We start from the raw sequence: 15,900 nt of genomic DNA on the forward strand, positions 1-15,900 counted from the left end.
AAGAACCCTTCGAGACCTACTGCTTTCCGGAACCGAACCGCAACCCTATATATATCGGACGCACAGCTACGAACAGAAGCGACTTTCGTCCCTCCCGACCGACGAGAGAGCGGACGCGAACACGAACACGAATCCCGACATGAGCAGATACGAATTTACCTGCCCGGAGTGTGGGCAAGAGATCGAGGTCAACGAGTCGATGCGCGATGCCACCATGACTCACGGCTGTCCCGTCTGTGGTGCTTCGGTCACCGAGGCGGACTTCGCCGGCAAACAGCAGCCGAGCTAGTCCGGCCACCGCCACTCGAGAATCGCGACTCCAACCGTTCTCGGCCTCGCAGTTCGATTTCTGCCTCGCACGTCGCGTTCGGACTGATCCTTTGTGGAGACATTGCCCGGAGGTTACTGCCCTCTGTTTTCCGGTTTTCACCCTGACTGGTCGTAACTCGGATCGGTCGAATCCCATCCCCGTCGAGTCGACCCTCGACTACTCCTCGCGATCGACGACCGTCCGACGTCCCTCGAGGGTTTCGGGAGCCAATCGGTAGAGTTCGATGTTCAGTTCGTTTTTCGACTGTGCCCAGATTTCGAACAGCGGCCGTTTCGCGTCGCCGTACTGTGCGATCTGGTCGGGTGTCAGCTCCGCTGGCGGGATGTTTTCGAGCGTCCCTTTGGCGATTACGCTCCGGTACGTCTCCTGGGACTCGTCGTAGATGACGAGCCGGCTGTCCGGTGTCGAATCGAGGAACTCCCGCTTTTCACTTTCGGGCGTCGAGACGAGTCGCATGTAGAACTCCTGGTTCTCCTCGTCGTATCCGTACGAGATCGGGATAGCGTAAGGATCGTTATCGCGCGCGAGGGAGAGGATGCCGGTCTCGTGCCGACTAAGAAAGTCGTCGATCTCCGCGTCGGTCATTTCGGTCTCTTGATCGATGGCCATCGTCTCAGTGCTCTCCCAATGGCACAACACGATCTTTATAGTTTTGACCTGCCCTCGCGCCGTCGGCTGGGGACTCGAGGCGTCCGGTCGGTTCGAAAACGGACGGACGCTCGCCGGGACCCGATCGATTGGCTCATCGCTTTCAGGTCCATGGTTCGCGGTCGTCGGTTGCGCCGCCCTCGATTCCGATGAGCACCGGTTCACGGATCTCGAGGGCCGTTTCGAACTCCTCCTCGCGGTCGATCCGTCGCCCGATTCGGAGCAGTTGTTCCTCGTGGGCACGCCTGACCGCCGACAGCTCGCGCTCGTCGAAGCCAACCGTTTCGCCGACCGTTTCCCAGTGGCCCCAATCGACCAGAAACGACTCGAGCCGGTCAGTCTCGTCGTCGTGGTCGGTAGCGTCGTCGACGTACACCCGTTCGTACTCGCGACGATATCGCTCGAGTTCGTCAGCGAGGTGGGCCTGTGCTCGCTCTACCAGCTCCGGCAGTCGCGTCGCCGGGACGCTCGCTTTCGCTGCGGTGAGCAAGAGGACCTGCCCCTCGATCGGCTCGCCGGTCATCTTACCCACCCGCTCGCATCGCTTTCCGGGCGAAGTCGTCGATCAACGACTCGAGCGGTTCTTTTTCCCCTTCGAAGACGATCGTGATCTCGGTCAAGGTCAGCGAGGGGCCGATCTCGACGGTGTCGCTCGAGAAGGTCGCCTTCCACTCGCCGTCTTCGTCTTCGACCGTATCTTCGGCCACTCGCTTGCCACCCAAGTTCGTCAGGTACCGCACCACGAGCCGCTCGGAAATCCCTCGGAACGAACGCTCGACACGCGTCGTCATACCTGGGGTTGGGTCCCCGAGAGTAAATTCGTTCGCCACGCGATCTATGCCCGCGGTCAGAACGACAGCCCGTCGACCACCAGCCGGACCGATGCGATCACGATCGTACCCGACGGGACGGAGAGCCCGGCCCGGGCTCGAGTCGGTCACTCAGTTCGGCCCGGTTAGCGAGCACTTCGAGCGCGACACGTACCCCGTCGCCCTCGAGCGGGATCGTGCTCGTCGGCCTCCCCCGTCACTGGCGATGGCTCCCGCCGGCGACAGGCGGGAACACCGACACCACGTCGCCGTCCTGGAGTTCGGTCTCCGCTCCCTCCATGTGGATCACGTCCCTCCCGTTTTTCAGTACGCTCAACTGGTCTCGGATCGCACCGTCGGCGAGCAACTGTCCCTCCAGGCCGTCGTAGTCGTCCTCCAGCCCCCGGAGGAGGTCGCCGATCGTCGCGTCCCTCTCGAAGTTGCGCGTGCGTTCTTTCTCGCCGACGGCGTCCCGAAAGGTCGCGAAGAACCGCAGATCGATCTCCATAGGTAACGCTCGTCGTGATTCGACATAATACGGACGGTCGCCGAACGTCCGGCCTCGCGCTCGAGTCGGTCCCTACGCAGCCGAGGCAGCCGGCGACGTCGTGTAAGACACCGACTCGACGCCGGCTTCCTCGAGGGCGTCGTCGATCGCGTTCGCACCGATTTCGGTCGCCCGTTCGGCGTCGTCGGCCTCGACGGTCACTGTCACGGCAAACGAGACGGTGATCGTGTACGGGTCGAAGGGACCAGCCGGGGGTTCGTATACGTCCGCGTCGTCGAGCTCCCAGTCGGTGATCGTTCCCTCGGCGGTCAGTTCCTCGAGCGTTGCGGTTACTTCCTCTGTTGCCTCGTCGCGGGCCGTGGTGTCGCTGCCCTCGTGTAGTGTCACGAGCGTCGTTCCCTCTCGTGAGACGGCGTATTTGGTCATCGTACTGGTACTGTCACTGAAAGGGTTTGAACCCTTGGGAAGAAACCCCGTGGAGAGTCGCCCGCCACGTCGCCCCGCCGAATTCGGCCGCCGGCGAGTGTCGGCCGTCCGCTTATCGGTCTCTCCCGTCGATTCCTGCCCGAAGATGCAACGAAACCGACGATCCACGCGACCGACGCGTAGACGACTGCTCGGAGCGGCGGGCGCAACGCTGGCGACGGTGACCGTCGCCGGTTGTGGCGGCCCGGGCGAACAAGAGGAAGACGAAGAGGGTGAAGGAGACGTCCAGCCCGAGGGCCAAGAAGACGAGGAAGACGACGATCAGGCCGACATGGAGGAAGGGACAGGAAACGGGCAGGAGACCGAGAACGACGGGGAAGACGAAGACGGATAAACCACGACGTACGCGCCCGCTCCCGGCACGTACGCTGTCACTTCTCGCAGATGTCTGGGCTTACGGACGACGTTGGCCGAGGTTACCGACTCCGCCTTGAGGGCCGTCGGGACTTCGCCCGTAGTGGCTAGGGCGTTCCGTCGGGCCCGCCAGGGATCGGTACTCGAGGATCGCCGCACCCGTCGCTACGAGCTGTCGACCTGCCTCAGTCACCGATCGGCTGTGCGTGGAGCTGGGGCTGTATCGCTTCTCTCGATGGATACTGTGACAGGAAGAGAAGATGACGGAAACGCCGCTGGGAGCTATACGTCGACGTACTGGTCGACCCACTCCTGGCGGCGCTGTAGCACGCGACGCCCCTTCGGTGTAAGCGCGTAGTAGTTCGTCCGTCGGTCGAGTTGTCCCTTCTCGACGAGGTCTTTCTCGACGAGCGTATCGAGATTCGGATACAACCGACCGTGGGTTACCGGCTGGTCGATGTATCGGTTGACGTCGTCGAGAATCTCCTGTCCGGACGGTCGGTCCTTCCCTGCGATGACGTACAGCAAATCACGCTGGAATCCGGTGAGTTCGTCCATGGATCACGCTCTGAATATCGACGTTCATCGATTCGTGGCTTTGTTATAGAGCTGATACGTATCCTCACTCACACGGAACGCGCCACGTAGGCCGAGAACGGGCCGCTTGGCCGAACCGAAGGGGAGTCGAACCGCGACGCGGCGTTTTTCACGGTCTGCGTTCTACGACCGGTATGACCGATCAACTCGCCTGGGAGACTCAGGAACGACGAGTAGCTTACGCGTGTCCGGGCTTCGAGGTCGTTAACGAATCCGTTCGCCTTCCGGACGGAACCGAGACCGAGTTCGACTACGTCTCCGAACCCGCGAGCGTCTGTGTGCTTCCGTTTACCCCTGACGGCGACGTGGTCTGTATCGAGGAGTGGCGACAGGCCGTCTCGCGCATCAGCCGCGGGCTGCCCGTCGGCGGCACCGAACCCGAGGACGACGACCTCGAGGCCGCGGCACGCCGTGAACTCGCCGAGGAAACCGGTCACGAAGCCGCAGAGATCGAGCCGCTGGTGACCGTCGAACCGGCAAACGGGATCGCCGATTCGGTGATGCACTTCTTCGTCGCGCGAGAGTGTCGGCCGACGGCCGAACAGGAACTCGACCACAACGAGAGTATTCGCGTCCGGCAACGACCGTTCGGCGACCTCCTCGCGGACGTTCGCGAGGGCGACGTTCGCGACGGTCGCGCGGTGCTTGCGGTGTCGTACTACCAGCTGTTCGACGCCGAGTAGGCCGCTTTCTCCGGGTCGTTCCCGATCCGGAACGAAGGGCAACAGGAATCGAAACGGGTGTGGGATACCGGTCGATACGAACGGGAAGGCAGCGGGGACGGCCGAGTGCGCTCCCGTACCGATCGCGCCGATCACCGTGCGTTCGGCTTACGCCAGCGCGGCGATCGACAGTTCGTCGTTGTCGTCGTCGTTATCGCCGTCATCGTTGTCGTCGAAATCGTTCTCGTCGTCCTCGACATCGTCCTCCTCGTCCGCGACAGCTTCGAGGTCCTCCGTGTCCTCTAAGGTAACCGTATCGGCGTTCGCGTCGTCGATCGAGATTGCGGTGGCTGTGGCTTCTGAGACCGTCTCGTCTTCGGCGTCGGTTTCGTCATCGTCCTCGTCGTTCTCGTCGTTCTCGTCGTCGACGCCGTTGTCGTTCATCTCGTCGGCTTCGTCATCGTCGACAGCGTTCTCATCCTCTTCGTCGGCTTCGTCATCCTCGTCCGCTTCCTCGAGGGACTCGACGGTCATCGTGTCGATCGCGATCGACTCGACATCGAACTGTTCGATGGTGAGTTCGCCGATCTCCTGGGTTTCGACGTCGTCGTTCGCTTCGTCGTCTTCGTCAGTCTCGTCGTTCTCATCGTCGGCGACAGGTGGTTCGTCATCGTCGTCTTCGGCAGCCTCGTCGTCGTTGTCGTCGTCGTTAAACAGCCCCTCGAAGAAGTCACCGATCTGATCGAGGATTCCGTCGTCGTCCTCGATCTCGAGGTCTGAGATCGTCATCTGCTCGACGTCCATCGTCTCGATGGTGAGGTCTTCGACGGTGAGTTCGTCAGCGTCCTCGTCGATCAGTTCCTGTCCGTCGCCCTCCATCTCGTCGTTTTCGTCGGCAGCGACGTCGTTGTCGTTGTCGTTGTCGTCCATCTCGTCGTCATCCATCTCATCGTCTTCAGCATCCGCCTCAGCATCGACCATCTCGTCGTCCTCGTCATCTACCTCGTCGTCATCCATCTCGTCGTCCTCGATCTCGAGGTCCTCGACCGAGACGTTCTCGAATTCGAGCTGTTCGATCTCGATATCCGAGAGCGTCACGTCCTCGACAGTATCGAGATCTTCGACATCGTTGTCGTCGTCAGCAGCCACGCCGTTTTCGTCCTCATCGTCTTCTATCTCGTCGTTCTCGTCGTTCTCGTCATCTACCTCATCGTTCTCGTTATTCTCGTCATCTTCCTCGTCGACCTCATCCTCGAGTTCCTCCGCATCGAGCTCGAGTTCGTCGGCGTTCAGCTCTTCGATGGTTGCGTTCTCGATCGTCACGTCATCGAGGTCAAGTGTCTCGACCTGTACGTTCTCGAGTGTTGCGCTCATGTCTCCGGCGTCGTCGGTCGCCGTGGTCGCAGTCGCGCTGGCGAGGGCGGGCCCCGACAGTGCGACCAGCAGTGCGACCAAAACGACACCGAGCGTCTGTGGTCGTGAAACCATGCGCTCCGACCTACAGCCGTATTCCGGCTAAAACGAGCCGACTGTTACAGGATTATCTCGGTGCTGTCCGTCGTCCCCTCCGAGAAACGGCGAGTTGCAAACCTCGGGGCGGGTCCTAATCATTCGTTCATTCGTTCGGTCTCGCGGGCAGTTCGCGAGTCCGGGAAATACCCGAAGACCACTCCAGACCGTCGTTTTGCTTGCGGTCGCTGTCGTCTTATCGCACGGGTCACGGAACGAGCCTTTACTTTATTCTCGGTTGCTCCGGTGTCCCCACCGACGGCTGCTTGGGGAGCGACTCGGACCTCAGTTTCGGTATTACGACGTTCGATTGACCACGTTCCGCGGCGGTCCGGTCGGACAAAAGAAGTAGAAGCGAATCGCTCGGTACGTCACAGTTCGTGAGTCGGCGGAGCCGGTCGGTCCGTCGGCGTCGGCACGCCGTGGAAAGCGGATACGTCCGCCCCCGGCTCCGAACCCGGCTCGACCGGACGCGGACGACGAACGGCTCGATTAGCTCAGGACGGCGATCGACAGCGTGTCGTCGTCCTCGTCGTCGTCATCCTCAAGGTCGTCGTCATCGTCCTCGAGGTCGTCCAGACCGTCGGCTTCACCGATAGTGAACGACTCGGCGGTCGCGTCGCTCACGTCGATGGACGTGGCGGAGGCCTCCGAGACGGTCTCTTCTTCGACGTCGTTCTCGTCATCGTGGTCGTTCTCGTCGTTCATCTCGTCGTCATCCATCACGCCGTCATCGTCCATCTCGTCGTCATCGTCGGCGAGGTCGTTGTCGTCCATCTCGTCGTCGTCATCGAGTTCGTCGTCCTCCTCGTCGACGGATTCGACGGTCATCGAGTCGACGGTTATCTCGTCGACATCGAACTGCTCGATGGTGAGGTCCTCGATGTGGTGCTCTTCGACATCGTTGTCTTCGTCGTCAGCCATCTCGTCGTCATCGTCAGCGAGGTCGTCGTCTTCGTCGTCAGCCATCTCGTCGTCATCGTCAGCGAGGTCGTCGTCTTCGTCGTCAGCCATCTCGTCGTCATCGTCGGCGAGGTCGTCGTCTTCGTCATCGACCATCTCATCGTCTTCTTCATCGACCTCGTCGTCCTCGATAGTCAGCTCGTCGATCGTGAGCTGATCGACATCCATCGTCTCGATGGTGAGCTCTTCGACCGTGACCTCGTCAGCGTCTTCGTCGATCAGGTCGTGCTCGTCGTTTTCGTCGACGCCGTTGTCGTCAGCAAGGGCGTCGTCTTCGTCATCTTCATCGGCCATCTCGTCGTCATCGTCAGCGAGATCGTCATCCTCCTCGTCTGCCTCATCGTCTTCCATCTCGTCGTCCTCGTGGAGTTCGAGGTCCTCGATCGTCACGTCCTCGAGTTCGAGGTGCTCGATTTCGACATCGGAGAGGGTGACGTCTTCGTCGTCGACGCCGTTCTCGTCGGCGTCATCATCGTCGAGGGCGTCGTTCTCGTCGTCGACGCCGTTATCGTTCATCTCGTCGTCTTCGTCGTCAGCCATCTCATCGTCATCGTCGGCGAGGTCGTCATCCTCCTCGTCGACGAGTTCCTGAAGTTCGTCTTCGTCGACGTCGAGGTCCTCGACGTTCAGCTCCTCGATCGTCGCGTCCTCGACGGTGACGTCATCTAGTTCGAGCGTCTCTACCTCTGTATCTTCGAGTGTCGCGCCCATGTCTCCCTCGGGGTCGTCCGTCGCGGCCGTTGCGCCTGCCAGGGCAGGTCCCGACAGTGCAACCAGCAGTGCTACCAGAACGACTCCGAGCGTTTGCGGTCGTGAAACCATGCACGCCGATCTACCGCCAGTATCGGAGTAAAACGAAGCGACTGTTACAGGATTGTGTCCGAAACAATAGCAGGTAGAAAATCGCCCCCGCTCGGTAATCCCGCTTTCATCCTGTCGGCGACGATTACGGTCATCGGTCTCGAGATGTCCGAGTCGCTCAAGCGGAATTTCGCTTTCGCTTGCGGTCGCCGCTGCTGATGTACCTTACGGAGAACGGAACCCTTACCGCCGTGGTCGGTAATACTCGGTCGATGCGCGAGTGCTTCGAACTCAGGGACGCCGACGCCGGGGGACGGATCGGCGAGCTCACCGTCCCACGAGCGGAAACGACGGTCGAGACGCCAGCGCTCCTTCCAGTCATCAATCCCAATCTAGATACGATCAGTCCACGTCGACTCGCCGAGGAGTTCGGCGCAGAGATCCTCATCACCAACTCCTATATCATCCACGGGACCGAGGACGTCCGCGAGCAGGCACTCGAGGAGGGGCTCCACGAGTTGCTCGATTTCCCGGGCGCGATCATGACCGACTCCGGATCGTTCCAGCTCTCGGAGTACGGCGACATCGACGTCACGACCGAGGAGATCCTCGAGTTCCAGCACGAGATCGGGTCCGACATCGGCACACCGGTCGACATCCCCACCCCGCCGGATGTCTCCCGCGAGCGCGCGGAAGACGAACTCGCGACCACCCAGGAACGGCTCGAGGTCGCCGAAGACGTCGACACCGGCGACATGCTCGTCTCCGCACCGGTCCAGGGCTCGACGTACCCCGACCTGCGCGAGGAGGCAGGCAGCCACGCCGATGCGACCGATCTGGACGTGTTTCCCGTCGGCGCGGTCGTGCCGCTGATGAACGACTACCGATACGACGACATGGTCGACGCTGTCGCCGCCGCGAAACGCGGGCTGGGTGCGGACGCGCCGGTGCATCTCTTCGGCGCGGGCCACCCCATGATGTTCGCGCTCGGGGTCGCGATGGGCTGTGATCTGTTCGACTCCGCTGCGTACGCCCTGTACGCCCGTGACGATCGCTATCTCACCGTCCGCGGAACGCGCCAGCTCGCGGAGCTGGACTACCTCCCCTGTTCCTGTCCCGTCTGTACCGAGCACTCGCCCGACGACCTCCGCGCGTTGCCCGACCGGGATCGCGAGGAGGAACTGGCCGCCCACAACCTCCACGTCACGTTCGAGGAGATTCGCCGGATCAAGCAGGCGATCCGTGCCGGCAACCTCCTCGAGTTGGTCGAACAGCGCGCTCGGGCCCACCCGGCGATGCTCGACGGGTACCGGGCACTGCTCGATCACGCCGCGCAACTCGAGCAGTCCGATCCCGTCTCGAAGGGATCGTTCTTCTATACGTCCCACGAGAGCGCGCGTCGACCCGAAGTTCGCCGCCACCACGAGCGCGTGACACGCCTCGAGACGCCCGACTCGCTGTTTCTCACGGAAGGCGAGCCGGCCCGCGGCGACGAGTACGACGAATCGTGGCGCGTCGAACCCCCGTTCGGCCCGTTCCCGCGAGCGCTCTCGAAGAGCTACCCGTTCACCGCCGAGCTACCCGAACGGACCGACCGTGCGGCGCTCGAGGCCGCTGTGGAAGGCGTCGTTCGCCTCGTCGAGGCCAACCCCGAGACCGAGGTGACGCTCGGCCACTGGGGCTGGCCCGACGGCGTGCTCGAGGCGGTTCCCGAGCGCGTCGAGGTGGTGGACCTGATGGGCGACGGCGACTGACCGCTCCCTACGCTCGGGAAGCCCGCCGAACCACAACAGCAAAGGACCGAACGCCCCGAATCGGGATATGCTCGGCGCAGCGTCGCTCGTGCTCGGTGTGTTCGTGATGGTGCTTTTCGGCGCGTGGATCGTCGGCCGTGTCCGTGGCTGGCTGTTTGGCTCGTCGGACCGCCGCGAGTCTTACGAGCGCCACCGTGAGGCCCAGAAGCGCGAGCCGCCGGTCGATCTCGGCGACGTCGAACGGGTCGCCGTCGAGGAGTTCACCGAACACCACACCGGCGAACTGCAGGCAGTCACGAAGGTCGAAGGATTCGTCGTCTTCGTCGAGGACCTCCCCCGTGGCCTCGAGGTCGGCGACGTGATCGAGGTCGAAATTCTCTCGTTCAACCGCGGGCATACGTCGGCGACGGCACGGTATCGCGGGCGGGGGTAGTCCTGTTCTTCGTTCTCCGTTTCCCGTTCTCCGTTTCCCGTTCTCTTCCCCCCCTCTTCCCCCCTCTTCCCCCGTCCCTCGGCGGACGGCGGAGTTCGACCGCGACTCGGGATGCACACCTTCTTTGGACGAGCGTCCCTCCTCGCAGTCATGTACCAGGTCGGAATCGTCGGCTGTGGCGTCATCGGGTCGCGTCTCGCGGAGGCGTTCGGCGAACACGAGCATACAGCGATCCGGGCGGTCTGTGATCGGGTTCCGGAGCGGGCCAGGTCGATGGCGGACACGTACGACGCCGAGTCGTTCACTGAGGTCGAGACGCTCGTCGACGTCGACGCGCTCGATGTCGTCTACGTCGGCGTCCCGCCGAAACACCACGCCGGGGTCGTCCGAGCCGCGCTCGAGGCCGGAAAGCACGTCATCTGCGAGAAGCCGATCGCGGAGAACGCGACGGTCGGTCGCGAACTGGCTGCCCTCGCTCGCGAGAGCGACCGGACGACCGCTATCAACTTCCCGTTCCGGTATACGCCGGGGTTCGTCGAGATGCGCGATCGGATCGCGGCCGGCGAGGTTGGGACACCGAAACGCGTCTCCCTCCGGTTTCGGTTCCCGCGGTGGCCCCGCGAGTGGCAGGACGTCGACTGGCTCGCCGGCCGCGAGCAGGGTGGCCCGCTTCGTGAAGTCGGTAGCCACTTCGTGTTCGGGATCAGGGAACTGTTCGGCTCCGTCGACGATGTCACTGCAGACGTTCGGTACACGGCCCCTGACCGGTACGAGGAGTCCGTCGTCGGGACGTTCCGGGCCGGCGGACCCGATGTCGGCGTCAGCGGTGCCGTCGACCTCGAGGAGCCCGTCCACGGGACGGTCGACCTCCTGTGTGACTGTGCCGGCAGCGAAGAGAACAGTATCACCGTCGAGGGGACGGACGGGTCGCTGTCGCTGCGGGAGTGGCGACGCCTCGTCGCCGACGACGTCGCGGGCGAATCGGACCGGACCGTGATCACGGAGGACCCGGGCGAAACGACCCTCGCTCTGATCGAGGAGTTCGTGACCGACCTCGAGGGCGGCGACGGCGACCTCGTCTCGTTCGAAGCAGCAGCGCACGTGCAGGCGGTTATCGACGACCTCCGCGGAGTAGCGGCAAGCGGTGTCCCGTAACGGGATCGTCGACTCACTGGGCGTGTCGCTCCAGGCACTCCGTTCTCACCCCGAAATAGAGACGAACGTCGCCCCGATCACCACGAGGATCGCCGCAGCGACGACGCGCCAGCTCACCCGCTCGAGGTGGCTCGGCAGCAGTGCGATCGAGAGGACGACGACCAGTAGCGGCGTCAACTGCAGGAACGGCATTACGACCACTACCGGCGCGACCTCGAGGGCCGCGAAGTACGAGAGGAAGCCGACGGTGGTTGCGACGCCGGCGCTGAGATACCACTTCAACTCCGGGCCGGAGCCTCGAACTCGCCGGACCGACTCCGAGACGCCGAGATAGCCGACGAAGCCGACGGTCGCGGTGCCGGCCATGACGACGATACCGGGGAGGACCGCGGTGCCGTCGGCCAGCCCGATCGAGATGAAGATCGGTTCGATGCCGATCGCGGCGGCGGCTACCAGCGGTAAGGCGAGGGTCGTCCCGAGGTCCCGGATCGACCGGTCGGCTCCGGTCGATTCGGCGGTGTCCCAGGAGGCGACGGCCAGCCCCGCGACGATCAGGACGATCCCGGCGGCGTGGATGACCGTCAGCCGCTCCTCGAGGAGGACGACGGCAAACACCGTTGCGAAGAGCACGTTCGAGGCGACGATCGGCGAGGTCAGGTTCGCGCCGATGGCCTCGATGCTGCGGAACATCGCCAGCCGGGCGACGAACATCCCGGCCACGCCAGCCGCGGCGAAGGAGACGAACGAGACGGGCGTGAACAGGTCGACGTACGGCGGCGAGTACGCCGCCAGCAGCGGCGGTACGAGTAGCCCGACGTTCACCAGCAAGACGACGAGTACCGCGTCGATCACGTCGCCGTCCTCGGTGCCCAGCCGGACGAAGAGAAACTGGCCGGCGAAGCCGACGGCAGCGATCGTCGCGAGGAGTATCCCCAGTGCCGGCTCGGAGAGTCCGCTCCCGACCTCGAGTCCGAGTATAGCTCCGAGTTCGAGGCCGAGTCCTGTATGCATGGACCCGACGGACGACGCGAGGGGAACCGACGACGGGAGCGACGGGAGCGACGAGAGCGCCCCGGGAAAGCCGGGAAGACCGGGAACAGCCATGTGGTCCGGTTTCGACCCGCAGACGATAACCACACCGGAACCGGCGACGCCCGACCGACAGCCTCTTTCGCTCCCCACCACCCATATCGGGTATGACCGACTACTTCGAAGTACACGAGCGCGACGGGGCCGCCCGCGTCGGCGAGTTGCGACTCGCCGACTCCCGGACGACCCCCGGGCTCGTCGACGATCTCCTCGAGGACGCGGGCTCGCTCTGGTCGAGCGACCGCGAACTCCCCGAGGGTGACGAGTCGAAACTCACCGTTCTTCCGCATCGAGCGTTTCCCGGCGGCACCGCCGACGAGGTCCAGGAGTCGTTCGCGGTCGACTATCCGGACGTCGACTATCCGAGCGTCGCCGTCGTCTCGAGCGATCACGTCGAGACGCAGGGGACGGACGCCTACGCCGTCTCGGATGTCCAGTCGATCACGGGCCACGGCGCGGCGCTGGTCGAGGCCGTCGTGACCGTCCGCGAGTCGATCCCCGCGGACACCGCCTTGCTGTTCTCGGGCGTCGCGACGCCGCGAAACGTCGCCCTGCTCGCCTACGCCGGCGTCGACCTTTTCGACGCCACTGCCGCCGTCGTGAAAGGCACGGAGGGCAGGTACCTGACGACGGACGAGGCCTACTTCCTCGAAGACCTAGCAGAACTGCCCTGTTCCTGTCCCGCTTGCCAGCAGCCCCGCGAGGAGTTCACCCGCGAGGACTGTGCCGAGCACAACCGCTACGCTCTCGAGTCGGAACTCGGTATCGTCCGCCGACGGATTCGTGAGGGTCGCCTGCGGGACTACATCGAGGGCCAGGCCCGCCACGATCAGTGGCTCACCGCGGCGATGCGGGAACTCGACGGCCAGTGGGGCTACCTCGAGGAACGGACGCCGATCCTCCGGGACGCCCAGATCACTGCCGCGACCGAGGACACCATGCGCCGCGTCGAGATCCAGCGCTACGCGGACCGCGTGACGACGCGGTATCGCAACCGGTTTGCGAACCCGCTGGTGCTCGTTCCCTGCTCGGCGGCGAAACCCTACAGCGAGTCCCAGAGTCACCGCCAGTTCCACGATGTCATCCAGTGGCGCGCCCATCTCGTGTCGATGACGAGTCCGATCGGCGTCGTCCCCCAGGAACTCGAGACCACGTATCCGGCCCAACACTACGACACCGTCGTCACCGGCCGCTGGTCAGAGGACGAGACGGAGTTCGTCAGCGAAGTCCTGCACCGCTATCTCGAGCGCAACGCCGACACGTACCCCTACATCGTCGCACACGTCCCCGACGAGGGGTACCGCGACATCGTCGAACGGGTCGAAGCGTCGTGGGACGGCGACGAAAAGCTCGATATCACCTACACGGTTCCCGAGGGCGGACACCCGACCGACGACGAGGCGCTCTCGAACCTCGGCGAGGCGCTGTCGGGCGAGTTGAAGTACTCCAAGCGAGAACGCGAGCACAACACCGTCCGTGCTATCGCGGACTACTTGCTCGGCGACGGAGCCGGCGACGAGCTCTTCGAGGACGTTCAGACGACCAGTCGCTACCCCAAAATCCAGGTTCGCGACCGCGACGACACCCAACTGGCGACGATGGTCCCACAGTATGGCACGCTCTCCTTTACCCTCGAGGGAGCTCGACGCTGGGTCGACAGCGACGTCCCGGTCAAGCGAGTCGAGATCGACGGCTTCGTCCCCCACGGCAGCGTCCTCGCGCCGGGCGTCGTCGACGCCGACGAGAACATCCGAGTCGGTGACGAAGTCGTCATCGAAGGACCCAACGCCTTCGCCGTCGGCCGCGCCGAGATGTTCGGTCGCGAGATGGCCGAGAGCACCCGCGGCGTCGCCTGCGAGGTCCGCCACGTCGAAGAAACGTAACTGCGGTCGTCAGTGCCGACGTAACCGTCAATTGCACGGAGACGGGAGGTCCCGTCGACACCATATTCGTCCCGTTTTCGGACCGGTCCGACGACGCGACAGACCGTCGAACGCGCAACATCCTTTATGCGCTCGTCCGGCGTATTATGTTTGATGTCACCAATACTCACATCGACGTCGACTGCCGACCCGACCAACTACTCCCTCGAGCGTGGCTGGCGGACCCTCGCGATCGCCGGCGGCGTCGTCGGCCTGCTCGGCCTCCTCGCGATTGCCGCGCCGTTCGTCACCGGGGTCTCGGTAACGCTTCTGCTCGGTGCCGTCCTCGTCGCGGGCGGTATCGTCCACGGCGCACACGCGGTCACCGCACGCGGCTGGCGTGGTCAGCTCTGGCAGGCCACGCTGGGTGTCGTCTCGATCGTCGCCGGGCTCATCCTGCTGGCGAATCCGGTGTTGGGACTGGCGAGTCTGACAGTGCTCGCGATCGCGTACCTCCTGGTCGATGGCGTCGCCGAACTGTGGCTGGGGGTCCGCAGTGGGATGGCCGACCAGCCCGGCCGCCGTGCGATCGCTGCAAGCGGCGCGCTCTCGGTCGTCCTCGCGGTCCTGCTGTGGGCTGCCTTCCCGGCCGATGCGGCCTGGGCCGTCGGCACGCTCGTGGGCGTCGCCCTCTTCGTGACCGGCATCTCGATGGCCGCCGTCGCCGTCGCCGGCCGAGATGCGGCCGCGAAGACGCCGTCCGCGACCGAGCCCCGTCGGGCCTGAGACTCCTCGATAGGTGCGTTCCGCGAACCACCCACCGGGTTACTGTTAGTCAGCTCCGGTGTAATCGCGATCCGGTGGCGGTTGCACCAGTACAACGGGCCAGCAATCCGCATCGGCCTCCGTTCCCCGTCTCCTACTCGTCGCCCTGGTCACCGAGCACCGAATCGAAAAACTTCCGTTCTGCCGTCCGGAGGTGCTGGTTGAACGTCGCCGGCGAAATCCCGAGCCGTTCGGCGATCTCCTCGCCGGTACTCTCGCGCGGCCAGTCGAAGTAGCCCGCGAAGTACGCAGTCTCGAGGGCTGCCCGCTGTTTCTCCGTCAGATCACCCTCGAGGACCGAGGTCGAACTCGCCGCGTCGGGCCCTCGCCGTTCGGTGGTCCGCTGGGCGAGGTAGGTTGCGTCCGGGCGCTGTTCCCGGATGAGTTCGATTAGCTGGCGCGTGTCCCTGCCACGAGGGAGTTCGACGATAAAACGGAACTCCCCGCCCTCGATGCTGGCGGACTTGATTCGGCCGCCGTAGGTCGCGATGGTATCGAAAAGCGAGATTGCCGCCGGCGAGAGCAGTTCGAACTCGAGTTCGTCGCGTCTAATCGAGAGAAACCGGACATCCTCGATACCGTCGGTCTCGTCGACGGCGTCCCTGAACCGGTCCTCGGAGACGCCTTCGGCGGCCCCGTACGCAAGCAGCGTCTCGTCGCCGTGGACGAGTTGCTCGAACTCGATCGTACACGACTCGGTCGCCGAGAGTTCGACCAACTCCTCTGCCATCCCCTCGATGCGGAACTCGAGTTCGACGACCGCGTCGCTGACGAGCGCGTCGCGGCGCTCGATGGCGGTGATCGCGTGTGCGATGACGTCGCCAATTCGCGAGAGGATCGTCTTCACCGGAGCCGTGAACGCCCGCTCCGACCCGGCGTAGACGACCAGGACACCGTAGACGAGATCCTCGTGGATGATCGGGACCGCAGCCGCGGAGCGATAGCCACGCTCGAGTGCGGCGTCGCGCCACGGTTCGAACGAGGGATCGGACGCGGTGTCGTTGACGACCTGTCCCTCGCTGCTTCGGATCGCCCGTCCGACCGGCCCGTATCCGATCGCCTCGTCGTCGTCGGTACTGATCTCGACCGATTCGAGGTAGCCGTCCTCGGCTCC

General features: G+C 64.1%; 18 protein-coding genes. 8 read left to right on the top strand and 10 right to left on the bottom strand.

The features are described 5' to 3' along the window. Positions 1 to 139: 139 nt before the first annotated feature. Positions 140 to 289 (top strand): DUF7560 family zinc ribbon protein, encoded by a 150-nt coding sequence (locus C446_RS15675; RefSeq protein WP_006674113.1) that lies wholly within the window; start codon positions 140 to 142, stop codon positions 287 to 289. A 198-nt stretch (positions 290 to 487) separates the two neighbouring features. Here the strand turns inward: C446_RS15675 and C446_RS15680 are convergent, their stop codons facing one another. The 5 genes from C446_RS15680 to C446_RS15700 all read right to left on the bottom strand — a co-directional run bounded on the left by C446_RS15680 (position 488) and on the right by C446_RS15700 (position 2,722). Then, entirely contained in the window at positions 488 to 940 is a 453-nt protein-coding gene (locus C446_RS15680) for a pyridoxamine 5'-phosphate oxidase family protein (RefSeq protein ID WP_006674114.1), read from the bottom strand. Between the two features lie 142 nt (positions 941 to 1,082). Then, positions 1,083 to 1,502, bottom strand: coding sequence for a hypothetical protein (locus C446_RS15685; protein ID WP_006674115.1), 420 nt, complete (start codon positions 1,500 to 1,502; stop codon positions 1,083 to 1,085). 1 nt (position 1,503) lies between these two features. After that, on the bottom strand, positions 1,504 to 1,770 hold the full coding sequence (locus C446_RS15690; protein WP_049920287.1) for a hypothetical protein: 267 nt from the start codon (positions 1,768 to 1,770) through the stop codon (positions 1,504 to 1,506). Positions 1,771 to 2,005: 235 nt separating this feature from the next. After that, entirely contained in the window at positions 2,006 to 2,296 is a 291-nt protein-coding gene (locus C446_RS15695) for a ubiquitin-like small modifier protein 1 (protein ID WP_006674117.1), read from the bottom strand. A gap of 72 nt (positions 2,297 to 2,368) precedes the next feature. Next, positions 2,369 to 2,722, bottom strand: a complete 354-nt coding sequence (locus tag C446_RS15700; RefSeq protein ID WP_006674118.1) for a hypothetical protein — start codon at positions 2,720 to 2,722, stop codon at positions 2,369 to 2,371. Between the two features lie 145 nt (positions 2,723 to 2,867). On the opposite strand from C446_RS15700, the gene C446_RS15705 reads away from it, so the two are divergent. Further along, positions 2,868 to 3,116 (top strand): hypothetical protein, encoded by a 249-nt coding sequence (locus C446_RS15705; RefSeq protein WP_006674119.1) that lies wholly within the window; start codon positions 2,868 to 2,870, stop codon positions 3,114 to 3,116. Positions 3,117 to 3,418: 302 nt separating this feature from the next. Here the strand turns inward: C446_RS15705 and C446_RS15710 are convergent, their stop codons facing one another. Further along, entirely contained in the window at positions 3,419 to 3,694 is a 276-nt protein-coding gene (locus C446_RS15710) for a PadR family transcriptional regulator (RefSeq protein WP_006674120.1), read from the bottom strand. A 173-nt stretch (positions 3,695 to 3,867) separates the two neighbouring features. Here C446_RS15710 and C446_RS15715 point away from each other — a divergent pair, with 173 nt between their 5' ends. Then, positions 3,868 to 4,416: an NUDIX hydrolase gene (locus tag C446_RS15715; RefSeq protein ID WP_006674121.1), complete on the top strand. Its 549-nt coding sequence runs from the start codon at positions 3,868 to 3,870 to the stop codon at positions 4,414 to 4,416. 147 nt (positions 4,417 to 4,563) lie between these two features. Here C446_RS15715 and C446_RS15720 read toward each other — a convergent pair whose 3' ends face one another. Next, complete coding sequence (locus tag C446_RS15720; RefSeq protein WP_006674122.1) at positions 4,564 to 5,883, bottom strand: hypothetical protein; 1,320 nt, start codon at positions 5,881 to 5,883, stop codon at positions 4,564 to 4,566. 513 nt (positions 5,884 to 6,396) lie between these two features. Beyond that, a complete protein-coding gene (locus C446_RS19155) occupies positions 6,397 to 7,689 on the bottom strand; it encodes a hypothetical protein (RefSeq protein ID WP_006674123.1) in 1,293 nt (430 codons plus the stop codon). 251 nt (positions 7,690 to 7,940) lie between these two features. Here C446_RS19155 and tgtA point away from each other — a divergent pair, with 251 nt between their 5' ends. From tgtA to C446_RS15740, 3 genes are all read left to right on the top strand, one after another. Next, positions 7,941 to 9,422: a tRNA guanosine(15) transglycosylase TgtA gene (tgtA, locus tag C446_RS15730; protein WP_049920288.1), complete on the top strand. Its 1,482-nt coding sequence runs from the start codon at positions 7,941 to 7,943 to the stop codon at positions 9,420 to 9,422. Between the two features lie 67 nt (positions 9,423 to 9,489). Continuing rightward, a complete protein-coding gene (locus C446_RS15735; protein WP_006674125.1) occupies positions 9,490 to 9,855 on the top strand; it encodes a TRAM domain-containing protein in 366 nt (121 codons plus the stop codon). Positions 9,856 to 10,005: 150 nt separating this feature from the next. Continuing rightward, entirely contained in the window at positions 10,006 to 11,010 is a 1,005-nt protein-coding gene (locus C446_RS15740) for a Gfo/Idh/MocA family protein (protein WP_083861150.1), read from the top strand. 45 nt (positions 11,011 to 11,055) lie between these two features. On the opposite strand, the gene C446_RS15745 is transcribed toward C446_RS15740, so the two are convergent. Then, complete coding sequence (locus C446_RS15745) at positions 11,056 to 12,021, bottom strand: EamA family transporter (RefSeq protein ID WP_083861151.1); 966 nt, start codon at positions 12,019 to 12,021, stop codon at positions 11,056 to 11,058. Between the two features lie 185 nt (positions 12,022 to 12,206). Here C446_RS15745 and arcS point away from each other — a divergent pair, with 185 nt between their 5' ends. Continuing rightward, the gene (arcS, locus tag C446_RS15750) at positions 12,207 to 13,982 is read left to right on the top strand and encodes an archaeosine synthase subunit alpha (RefSeq protein ID WP_006674128.1); all 1,776 of its coding nucleotides are present in this window, start codon (positions 12,207 to 12,209) and stop codon (positions 13,980 to 13,982) included. 153 nt (positions 13,983 to 14,135) lie between these two features. Next, a complete protein-coding gene (locus C446_RS15755) occupies positions 14,136 to 14,747 on the top strand; it encodes an HdeD family acid-resistance protein (RefSeq protein WP_006674129.1) in 612 nt (203 codons plus the stop codon). Between the two features lie 133 nt (positions 14,748 to 14,880). On the opposite strand, the gene C446_RS15760 is transcribed toward C446_RS15755, so the two are convergent. Then, a partial coding sequence (locus tag C446_RS15760; RefSeq protein ID WP_006674130.1) for a bacterio-opsin activator domain-containing protein occupies positions 14,881 to 15,900 on the bottom strand: 1,020 nt, incomplete at its 5' end.

This window comes from Halobiforma nitratireducens JCM 10879 (assembly GCF_000337895.1).
GTDB classification, from domain to species: domain Archaea; phylum Halobacteriota; class Halobacteria; order Halobacteriales; family Natrialbaceae; genus Natronobacterium; species Natronobacterium nitratireducens.